Source organism: Zoogloea sp. LCSB751 (genome assembly GCF_002028455.1).
GTDB lineage: Bacteria > Pseudomonadota > Gammaproteobacteria > Burkholderiales > Rhodocyclaceae > Zoogloea.
Genome location: NZ_MWUM01000050.1, coordinates 1 through 9,810, shown reverse-complemented (window position 1 = coordinate 9,810; position 9,810 = coordinate 1). Strand labels below are relative to the sequence as shown.

The window sequence follows — 9,810 nt, the reverse complement described above, 5'->3', positions numbered from 1 at the left end:
CCTGGTCGGCGAGGTGATCGACACGCTCGCGGAAGCCCTCGCGCAGCTGCTTCGAGAGGGCCTTGCCGTCGATGATCTGGGCGGTCACGGATTCAGTCTCCTGGAAAAAAGCGGGGCGATCCGTGGTCGGATCGCCCCGGCGAAACGCCTTGCGGGGCGAGAGGGAGAAACTTGCTTGCTCAGAAGCCCTGGCCGGGGATCCAGTTGGTGCCCGCCAGAGGGACGCCGGCCATGGCGGCGGCTTCGATGGTCAGGGCCACCAGGTCTTCCGGCTCCAGGTGATGCACGTTCTGCTTGCCGCAGGCCCGGGCGATGGTCGTGAGTTCCATGTTCAGGGTCTTGAGGTAGTTCTTGAGGTGCTTGGCGCCTACCGCCGGGGTCAGGCGCTGCTCCAGGGTGGCGTCCTGGGTGGTGACGCCGACCGGGCACTTGCCGGTGTGGCAGTGGTGGCAGAAGCCGGGGGTGGTGCCCAGCGCGTTGTAGTCGGCAATGGCGTCGTGGTGGGCGCCATTCTGGTAGTAGGTCTCGCCGTTGCAGCCGAGGGCCACCAGCACGCCCTGGCCGATGGCCACCGCGTCGGCGCCCATCGCCAGCGCCTTGGCCACGTCGGCGCCGGTGCGGATGCCGCCGGAGACGATCAGCTGGACCTTGCCCTTCATGTCCAGGTCTTCGAGGGCATTGACGGCCTGGCGCACGGCGGCCAGGGTCGGGATGCCGATGTGTTCGATGAAGCAGGTCTGGGTGGCGGCGGTGCCGCCCTGCATGCCGTCCACCACCACCACGTCGGCGCCGGCATGGACGGCCAGCTTGACGTCGTTGAAGGTGCGGGTGGCGCCGACCTTCACGTAGATCGGCTTTTCCCAGTCGGTGATCTCGCGCAGTTCCTGGATCTTGATGGCCAGGTCGTCCGGGCCGGTCCAGTCCGGGTGGCGGCAGGCGGAGCGCTGGTCGACGCCTTCCGGCAGGGTGCGCATCTTGGCGACGCGCGGGTTCACCTTCTGGCCCAGCAGCATGCCGCCGCCGCCCGGCTTGGCGCCCTGGCCGATGACGACCTCGATGGCGTCGGCCTTGCGCACGTCGTCCGGGTTGAAGCCGTAGCGGGACGGCAGGCACTGGTACACCAGGATCTTGGATGAGCGGCGTTCTTCCGGCGTCATGCCGCCGTCGCCGGTGGTGGTGGAGGTGCCCATCTCGGTGGCGGCCAGGCCCAGCGCTTCCTTCACGTTGGCGGACAGGGCGCCGAAGCTCATGCCGGCGATGGTGATCGGGATATCGAGTTCGACCGGCTTCTTGGCGAAGCGGGTGCCCAGCACGGTCTTGGTCAGGCACTTCTCGCGGTAGCCCTCGAGCGGGTAGCGGGACATGGACGCGCCGAGGAAGACCAGGTCGTCGAAGTTGGGCAGCTTGCGCTTGGCGCCCATGCCGCGGATCTCGTAGAGGCCGTGGGCGGCGGCGTTGCGGATGTAGTCGAGGGTCTTGCGGTCGTAGCCGTAGGATTCCTCGCGGGAGAGGTTCTTGAATTGCACGGGTTTGGTTTCCATTTGGGAACTCCTCAATATTCGTCGGCTAAGTCCGTCGGCGTCGTCCTGATGGGGGCGGAGGCGGGTTCGGCGCTCCGCCCCGGACGGGCGCGGGATCAATATTCCTGGTTGGCGTCGGCGTTCCAGTGGTAGAGGGAACGCTTGGAGGCGATGCGCCTGAAGGCCTTCGGGTCGTGGTCGAGGCCGGCCTGGTCGAGCAGGCTGGCGACCGCGGCGATGTCTTCGTCGGTCATCGGTTCGTACTGGGCGTCGGCGCCGAGGGACTTCACGTTGCCCTTCACGTAGAGCACCGCTTCATACAGGGAGTCGCCGAGGGCGTCGCCGGCGTCGCCGCAGATCACCATGCGGCCGGCCTGGGCCATGAAGGCCGAGAAGCTGCCCACCGAGCCTCCGACGACGATGTTGCCGCCCTTCAGCGAGATGCCGCAGCGCAGGCCGGCATCGCCGTCGATGACCAAGAGGCCGCCGTGGGCGGAGGCGCCGGCGCCGTTGGAGGCGAAGCCCTTCACGTGCACCTTGCCACTCATCATGTTCTCGGCGACGCCGGTGCCGGCGCTGCCGGTGATCGTCACGCTGGCGGCCTTGTTCATGCCGCCGGCGTAGTAGCCGGCGTGGCCGACGATCTCGACTTCCACCGGGCAGTCGAGGCCGACCGCGATGTTGTGGGCGCCGTCCGGGTTGAGCACGGTGACGTGGCGGGCCTTGCCGTCCTTGGCGTCGTTGTGCAGGAAGGTGTTGAGCTCGCGCAGGGGCTGGGTGGCGAGGTCAAAGGTCAGGCGTTCCATACGTACATCTCCTCGGGCGCGGGTTCGAAAACGGTGGCGTGCTTGATGCCGGGCAAGTGGGCCAGGGAGCGGAACTCGGAGGCGATGGCCACGTAGTCGTCGGTCTCGGCAACGACTGCCGGCTTGCAGGCGAAGGGGTCGCGGATCAGGGCCAGCTTGTCCGGCGTGCCCATCAGGAAGGTGAAGAAGCCGTCGAGCTCCTCGAAGCCCTTCTGCAGGGCGGTCTCCAGGTCGTCGCCTTCACGCAGGCGCCATTCCAGGAAGCGGCAGGCGGCCTCGGTGTCGTTGTCGGTCTCGAAGTGGATGCCGCGCGGCTCCAGCATGCGGCGGATGCCGTTGGGGTTGGACAGGGAGCCGTTATGGACCAGGCAGAAGTCCTCGCCGGCGGTGAAGGGGTGGGCGCGGTCCGGCGTCACGGCGGATTCGGTGGCCATCCGGGTGTGGCCGACCAGGTGCGAGCCGGTCAGCTTGCTGAAGTCGTAGCGGGCGGCCACCTCGGCCGGGGTGCCGATGTCCTTGTAGAGGTCGATGCTGTGTCCGGTGGACAGGATGTGCAGCTTGGGATGGTGCTCGGCGATCCAGCGCTTGACGATGGCCGGGGCCACGTCGAAGGTCAGTACGGCGTGGTTGCCCTTGATTTCGATGCCGACCGGCACGCCCAGGTGGGACTTCAGTTCATGGCTGAGGCCGAGCCAGTTGAAGTCGGCGCCGTCCTCGGTGAGGCCGGAATACACGCTGATCTTGCGCTGGTTTTCGGCGAGGGGGTTGCCGAACACCGCCAGGCCGGCGGAGTCAGGACCGCGCTCGGTCATGCCGATCAGCATCGGCACCATCAACTCACCGAGCTTTTCCCGCAGGGCTGGTGTCTTGACCAGCAATCCGACGATTCCACACATAGTCGTTTCTCCTTCGTTCAGTTCTTAGAAAAATTCCAGGTAGTTCTTGATTTCCCAGTCCGACACGTGGCGCATGTACTCCACCCACTCCATGTGCTTGAGGCGCAGGAACTCGGGGGCGACCGGGCCGAGGGCCTTGCACAGCACGGTGTCCTTCTCGAGGGCGAGCAGGGCTTCGTGGAGGTTCTGGGGCAGGATCTCGATGCCGGCGGCTTTCAGCTCCTCGGGGCTCAGCGCGTAGAGGTTCTGGTTCTGCGGCAGGCCCGGATCGAGGTCGCGCTCGATGCCGTCGAGGCCGGCGGCGATCACCGCGGCGGTGGCCAGGTAGGGGTTGCAGGCGCCGTCCGGCAGGCGCAGTTCGAGGCGGCCGTGGGGGATGCGCACCATCGACGAGCGGTTGTTGTCGCCGTAGCTGATGTAGGCCGGGGCCCAGGTGGCGCCGGTCAGGGAGCGGCCGACGACGAGGCGCTTGTAGCTGTTGACCGTCGGCGCGCAGATGGCGGCCAGAGCCGGGGCGTGGGCCAGGATGCCGGCGAGGAACTGGTAGGCCAGCTTGGACAGGCCGAGGCCGTGCTTGTCCGTCTTGTCGGCGAACAGGTTGGTCTTGCCGTCGCCGAGGGACATGTGGATGTGCATGCCGTTGCCGGGCCGGTTGGCGAAGGGCTTGGGCATGAAGGAGCAGATCATGCCCAGGTCGTTGGCGATCTCTGAGGCGGCCATCTTGAACAGCAGGTAGTGGTCGGCGGAGGTCAGGCAGTCGGCGTAGGTGTAGTTGATCTCGAACTGGCCGTTGGCGTCCTCGTGGTCGATCTGATAGACGTCCACATCCACCGCGCGCAGGCTGTCGGTGAGGGTCTCGAGGAACTGGCGGTTGCGCGACAGGCCCTTGTAGTCGTAGCAGGGCTTGGGCAGCGTGTCGGTCGGGTCGGTCGGGATGATGTTGCCGGCTTCATCCTTCTTGAGCAGGGAGAACTCGGGCTCCAGGCCGGTGAAGAAGGTGTAGCCCTTGGCGTCCAGGCGCTTGATCTGGTTCTTGAGCACCACGCGGGTGTCCAGCGGCCAGGGTTCGCCCTTCACGTGGCCGTCGCAGGCGATGCGGGCGTAGCCGGGCTGCCAGGGCACCAGGGTGAGGGTGTCCAGGTCGCCGATGGCCATGTAGTCGGGGCCGTTGGGCTCGATGCCGAGGCCCCACACCGCGAAGCCTGCGAAGCCGGCGCCGGTGGTGAGGATGCTCTCGAAGTGGGCGGCCGGGACCGACTTGGTCTTGGCCGTGCCGTGGATATCTACAAACTGGGCAAGGACATACTTGACGTCGTTGTCGGCGAGAAACTTCTTTGCTTCTGTGGGCGTCATTGCCGTTCTCCTGATAGGGGGTTCGTGGGGGTCAGTTGAAGCTGTGGGGGGCTACGGCGCCGCCGCCCAGCTCGACGGCGATGTCGAGCAGGGTCTCCCACAGGTAGTGTCCGTAGCTGCCGTCGCCCCAGATGCGCACTGCCGGCTGGCCGTTGCGCAGTTCCGGGATCACCGTCACGCCGACGCCGACCATCGAGGTGAGCACCACCGGGCGGGTGGCCAGGTCGAGGGGACGGAAATTGACGTTGCAGGTCTGGCGCAGCAGTTCGTCGAGCTTGGCGCCGCCGAGCAGCAGCGCGACGTCCTGGCGCAGCACCGGATAGACGCCGGCGCTGCGGGGCGTGTTGGCGAGGCGGGCGATCAGCGTCGCCGGGCCTTCCACCAGGAACTCGGTGAAGCCGAGGCGGGCGATCAGGCCGCCGCCGTCCACCGGCAGCCAGCTGTTGGGCTGCGGCGGAATCGGCAGGCCGAGGCTTTCGAGCCAGGCGGCGGCGCCGGGGCCCTTGCAGCCGTGGCGCGGCGTGAGGGACTGGTCGGCGATGCCGAGCTTGGCGACGGCGGCCTTCTGGGCGGAGGGGTCGGGCAGGGTGGCGATGTCGGCCACCGGGCTCACGGCGAGGGCGTTGGCAGGCATCACGCGGCCTCCTTCTGCTTGAGGTTGTCCGGGTCGTAGAACGGGGTGGCGCTGACCTGGGCCTCGACCATCGAGCCGCCGGTGAGGCGGATGCTGACGGTGTGGCCGGGCTTGGCCAGGTCGGGGCGCACGAAGGCGAGGCCGATGTGGCGCTTGAGGGTCGGGCTCCAGGCGATGCTGGTGACGCGGCCGGCGATGTCGCCGCCCTCGATGACCAGGTTGCATTCCAGCGGCACCGGGCCTTCGTGGTTGGTTGGGAAGCTGATGCCCACCAGTTGCTGCTTGCGCGGCTTGTGGGAGACGGCGACGAGGCTGCGCTGGCCGACGAAGAAGGGCTTGTTCATCTTCAGCGCCCATTCCATGCCGACTTCCAGCGGCGTGGTGAGGCCGTCGGTGTCCTGGCTGATGATGATGTGGCCTTTTTCCAGGCGCAGCAGGCGCTGGGCTTCCACGCCGAAGGGGCGGACGCCGTGGTTGGCGCCGGCCTTCATCAGGGCGTCCCACAGGGCGCCGCCGTGGCTGGCCGGCACGTGGATCTCGTAGCCCCATTCGCCGACGAAGCCGACCCGCATCAGGCGCGCCGGGATGCCCGCCACTTCGCCCTCGCGCACCGCCAGGTAGGGGAAGGCGGCGGCCGACAGATCGAGGCCGGTCAGGCTGCGCAGTACCTCGCGGGACTTCGGCCCGGCCAGGTTCACCGCGGCGAAGGCGCCGGTGTGATTGACGATGCCGCAGTCCAGCCGCCACATGGTGTTGAGGCGGGACAGCTCGCGGTAGATCGTCGCCGCGCCGGAGGTGGTGGTGGTGAAGTAGAAGTGGTCGTCCGCCAAGCGGGCCACCACGCCGTCGTCGATGACCACGCCGGACTCGTCGCACATCACCGCGTAGCGGGTCATGCCGACCTTGAGGTTGGCGTAGTTGGACGTATAGACGCGCTCCAGGAATTCGGCGGCCTGCGGGCCGATGACTTCCAGCTTGCCGAGGGTGCCGACGTCGATCAGGCCGACGCCGTTGCGCACCGCCAGGGCTTCACCGCGGATGCAGTCGAGGCGGCTCTTGCCGGCGAGCTGGTAATACTCCGGGCGCTGCCATACGCCGGCCGGCATCCACTTGGCGCCGAGGGCGTCGTGGCGGCTGTGCAGCGGGGTGCGACGCTCCGGGTGGAAGCCGCGGCCAGCCAGGATGGACATCGGCACCGGATGGAAGAAGGGGCGCGCGGTGGTGGTGCCGACCTGCTGGGGTTCCTTGCCGGTCAGGCGGGCCAGGATGCGCAGCCCGTTCATGTTGGAGTGCTTGCCCTGGCTGGGGCCCATGCCGTTGGTGGAGAAGCGCTTCAGCAGCTCGATGTTGTCGAAGCCTTCCTGTACCGCGTTGCAGAAGTCCTTGAACTGCAGGTCTTCGTCGAAATCGACGAAGTTCTTGCCGGCCGGGTGGTCGATGATCGGCCACGGGTGGCTGGGGCTCTCGCTTTCAGGGGCGAGGGCAGCACCGCTGGCGCTGCCGAAGCCGGCCGCGGCGGCGGCGTGGCTGCCGGCGCGGGCGCCGTCGGCGAGCTTGCGGTCGAGCTCGAAGACGCCATTGACGCGGCCGCAGGCGAACACGCCATCGGGCAGCACGTCGGGGACGAACTGCTCCACCGCCCGGTCGTAGCGCATGCGGGTGGTGGCCTGGTACAGCAGGTTGGCGGCGGGGGCCCAGCCGGTGCTCATCAGGATGCCGTCGCAGGGGATGTCGCGGGTCTGCGCGGCGGGGGTGCCATCGGCGCGCAGCGCGGCGATGCGGGCGCCGGCGCACAGGCCGTTGGCGTCGGGCCTGGCTTCGACGATGCAGTGGCCGCTCAGCACCTCGATGCCGGACTGGCGCAGCAGGTGGGCCAGCGGCTCGGCCTTGCCGGGGTTGGTGCGCAGGTCTACCACTGCGGCGATGGCGGTGCCGAGGGCCAGCAGATCCAGCGCGGCGCGGTAGCCGTCGGCGTTGGCGGTGAGCACCACCGCCTTGTCCATCGGCTTGACGCCGTAGCGGTAGGCCAGGCGCTGGGCGGCGGAGGCCAGCATGATGCCGGGCAGGTCGTTGTTGTGGAAAACGGCAGGCTGCTCGAAGGCGCCGCTGGCGACGACCACGCTGCCGGCACGCATCTTGAGCATGCGCTCCGCGCTGACCAGCGGAATCCAGTGGTCCTTGTAGTAGCCGGCGGCGTAGGTGCCGGTGAGCACGCGGATGCGCGGCTCGGCGGCAACCTTGGCGAGGAGGTCGGCGTGCTGCTGGCGGCGGTCGTTGTCGTTGCCGAGCTGGTAGCCGGCGCTGCCGCCGGCCTGGGCGTTCTCGTCCACCACCGTCACGTCGGCGCCCTGGGCGGCGGCGGCCAGCGCGGCGGACAGGCCGGACGGGCCGGCGCCGATGACCAGCACGTCGCAGAAGTCGTAGGCCTTGGGGGTGCGCTTGTGCGGGCTCTTCAGGTCCACCTTGCCGAGGCCGGTCATGGCGCGGAACATGCGCTCCCACATGGGGAACAGGCGCTTGCTGTGGAAGGCCTTGTAGTAGAAGCCGACCGGCAGGACGGCGGACAGCTTGCCGAGGAAGCGGCCCTTGTCGTCGGCCAGGCTGCCGAAGGTATTGACGGCGGTCAGGTCCATGCCGGCCACGAGGGGCGTGACGTCGGCGCGCACGTTGGGCGTGCCGCCCGACTGGTGCAGCGCATTGACGTCATGGTTGGCCAGGGACAGCACGCCGCGCGGACGGTGGTACTTGAAGCTGCGGCCGAGCACGCGGACACCGGCGCCCCACAGGGCGGAGCTGATGGTGTCGCCGGCGTAGCCCTTGTAGGTCTGGCCTTCGAACTTGAATTCGACGGGGCGGGAGCGGTCGATCCACTCGCCGCGGGTGGCGGGCAAACGCATCATTGATCTCCCTCGTAGAAATAGGTCTTGAGCACAACGTCCTTCTCGGTGTCCCGCTCGGCGATGAACCAGGTGTTGCTGGGGGTGTGGCACCACCATTCCTTCTTCAGGCCGGGGGCGCCGTTACGGTTGAAGACGTAGTCGGCCCAGGCGTCGTCGCTGGCGGTGGCCGGGTTGGGCATCGGGCGAACTTCGCCCCAGTAGTGGAATTCCGAAACCGGGCGCGGGCCGTTGAGGGGGCAGGTCATGATCTTCATGGCGGTTTTCCTTTCTCTCCGGGGCCGGGTTAGTGGCCGACCGAGGCCGCGCCCTTTTCGCCGGTGAGGGCGTAGTTGCGGAAGCGGTCGAGGGAGAAGCCGGTGATCAGCGGGTGGGCGGTGTCGGTGGCGATGGTGTGGGCCATGGTCTTGCCGCACACCGGCGTGGCCTTGAAGCCCCAGGTGCCCCAGCCGGAATCCAGATAGAAGCCGTCCACCGGGGTCTTGCCCATCACCGGCGCGAAGTCGGGGGTCATGTCGGCCATGCCGGCCCACTGGCGCATCACCTTCACGTTGGAGAGGAAGGGGAACATCTCCAGCATGTGGCTGGTGAGGCCTTCGACGAAGTCCAGCGTGGAGCGGGTGCCGTGCAGCTCGTAGGGGTCGAGGGAGGCGCCCATCACCAGCTCGCCGCGGGCCGACTGGCTGATATAGACGTGCAGGCTGCCGGACACCAGGATCGGGTCGAGCCAGGGCTTGACCGGCTCGCTGACCATCGCCTGCAGCGGGTGGATGTAGATCGGCGACTTGACGTCCACCATCTTGAGGATGCGCGGCGTGGAGCCGGCCACCGCGCACAACACCTTGCCGGTGCTGATGTAGCCCTTGCTGGTGCGCACGCCCTTGACCTTGCCGCCTTCCACGTCGATGCCCAGCACTTCGGTCTGCTGGTGGATCTCGACGCCGCGCTGGTCGGCGCCGCGGCCGTAGCCCCAGGCCACCGCGTCGTGGCGCGCAACCGAGCCGGGGGCGTGATACAGCGCGCCGAGGATCGGCGAGTGGCCGGCGCAGGTGATGTCGATCATCGGCGCGGCTTCCTTCACCACTTCCGGCCCGACCACTTCGGAGGCAACGCCGTAGTGCTTGTTCACCTCGGCGCGCCAGCGCATGGTGCGCAGCGCCGAATCAGTGTGGGCGAGGGTGAAGTGGCCCCTGTTGGCGTAGAACAGGTTGAGGTCGAAGTCCTCCGACAGGTCCTGCCACAGGCGCACGGACTCGTCGTAGAACTGGACGCCCTCGGGGGTCAGGTAGTTGGAGCGGATGATGGTTGTGTTGCGGCCGGTGTTGCCGCCGCCGATGTAACCCTTCTCGAGCACGCAGACATTGGTGATGCCATGTTCGCGGGCCAGGTAGTAGGCGGCCGACAGGCCGTGTCCGCCGCCGCCGATGATGACCACGTCGTAGCTGGCTTTCAGCTTCTCGTGGAAGGTGAACATCCGGGGTTCCGGGTGCTTTTTGTTGAGTGCGAAGCGCAGGAGACGCCAGGGCATGGTGGTTCCTCTAGTTCCGGTGTTTCAGCGGAAGACGACGGTCTTGTTGCCATGGACGAGGACGCGGTCCTCGAGGTGGTAGCGCAGTCCGCGTGCGAATACGGCCTTCTCGATGTCCTTGCCGTAGCGGACGAGGTCGTCGGGGGCGTCGGAGTGATCCACGCGGATGACGTCCT

The 9,810-nt window shown here is 67.9% G+C and carries 8 protein-coding genes and 1 pseudogene; all 9 read right to left on the bottom strand.

The window, feature by feature from the left end; all coding sequences use genetic code 11:
* Positions 1 to 179: 179 nt before the first annotated feature.
* On the bottom strand, positions 180 to 1,541 hold the full coding sequence (locus B4920_RS25435) for an FMN-binding glutamate synthase family protein (protein WP_079437546.1): 1,362 nt from the start codon (positions 1,539 to 1,541) through the stop codon (positions 180 to 182).
* A 95-nt stretch (positions 1,542 to 1,636) separates the two neighbouring features.
* Positions 1,637 to 2,326, bottom strand: coding sequence for a protein glxC (locus tag B4920_RS25430; RefSeq protein ID WP_079437545.1), 690 nt, complete (start codon positions 2,324 to 2,326; stop codon positions 1,637 to 1,639).
* A complete protein-coding gene (locus B4920_RS25425) occupies positions 2,314 to 3,222 on the bottom strand; it encodes a glutamine amidotransferase family protein (protein ID WP_079437544.1) in 909 nt (302 codons plus the stop codon). The genes B4920_RS25430 and B4920_RS25425 overlap by 13 nt, the downstream gene beginning before the upstream one ends.
* A gap of 24 nt (positions 3,223 to 3,246) precedes the next feature.
* The gene (glnT, locus tag B4920_RS25420) at positions 3,247 to 4,575 is read right to left on the bottom strand and encodes a type III glutamate--ammonia ligase (RefSeq protein WP_079437543.1); all 1,329 of its coding nucleotides are present in this window, start codon (positions 4,573 to 4,575) and stop codon (positions 3,247 to 3,249) included.
* A 31-nt stretch (positions 4,576 to 4,606) separates the two neighbouring features.
* Positions 4,607 to 5,209, bottom strand: a complete 603-nt coding sequence (locus B4920_RS25415) for a hypothetical protein (protein ID WP_079437542.1) — start codon at positions 5,207 to 5,209, stop codon at positions 4,607 to 4,609.
* Entirely contained in the window at positions 5,209 to 8,109 is a 2,901-nt protein-coding gene (locus tag B4920_RS25410; protein WP_216820026.1) for a 2Fe-2S iron-sulfur cluster-binding protein, read from the bottom strand. Before B4920_RS25410 ends, B4920_RS25415 begins: the two co-directional genes overlap by 1 nt.
* Positions 8,106 to 8,363, bottom strand: coding sequence for a sarcosine oxidase subunit delta (locus B4920_RS25405; RefSeq protein ID WP_079437540.1), 258 nt, complete (start codon positions 8,361 to 8,363; stop codon positions 8,106 to 8,108). The genes B4920_RS25410 and B4920_RS25405 overlap by 4 nt, the downstream gene beginning before the upstream one ends.
* 29 nt (positions 8,364 to 8,392) lie before the next feature.
* On the bottom strand, positions 8,393 to 9,634 hold the full coding sequence (locus B4920_RS25400) for an FAD-dependent oxidoreductase (protein ID WP_079437539.1): 1,242 nt from the start codon (positions 9,632 to 9,634) through the stop codon (positions 8,393 to 8,395).
* Positions 9,635 to 9,658: 24 nt separating this feature from the next.
* Positions 9,659 to 9,810, bottom strand: a pseudogene (locus B4920_RS31075) (formyltetrahydrofolate deformylase); the annotation flags it as partial.

What these genes read in the sequence shown, in the direction of transcription:
- B4920_RS25435 (WP_079437546.1), bottom strand. Translation starts at nt 1,541, where the DNA reads ATGGAAACCAAACCCGTGCAATTCAAGAACCTCTCCCGCGAGGAATCC.
- B4920_RS25430 (WP_079437545.1), bottom strand. Translation starts at nt 2,326, where the DNA reads ATGGAACGCCTGACCTTTGACCTCGCCACCCAGCCCCTGCGCGAGCTC.
- B4920_RS25425 (WP_079437544.1), bottom strand. Translation starts at nt 3,222, where the DNA reads ATGTGTGGAATCGTCGGATTGCTGGTCAAGACACCAGCCCTGCGGGAA.
- glnT (WP_079437543.1), bottom strand. Translation starts at nt 4,575, where the DNA reads ATGACGCCCACAGAAGCAAAGAAGTTTCTCGCCGACAACGACGTCAAG.
- B4920_RS25415 (WP_079437542.1), bottom strand. Translation starts at nt 5,209, where the DNA reads ATGCCTGCCAACGCCCTCGCCGTGAGCCCGGTGGCCGACATCGCCACC.
- B4920_RS25410 (WP_216820026.1), bottom strand. Translation starts at nt 8,109, where the DNA reads ATGATGCGTTTGCCCGCCACCCGCGGCGAGTGGATCGACCGCTCCCGC.
- B4920_RS25405 (WP_079437540.1), bottom strand. Translation starts at nt 8,363, where the DNA reads ATGAAGATCATGACCTGCCCCCTCAACGGCCCGCGCCCGGTTTCGGAA.
- B4920_RS25400 (WP_079437539.1), bottom strand. Translation starts at nt 9,634, where the DNA reads ATGCCCTGGCGTCTCCTGCGCTTCGCACTCAACAAAAAGCACCCGGAA.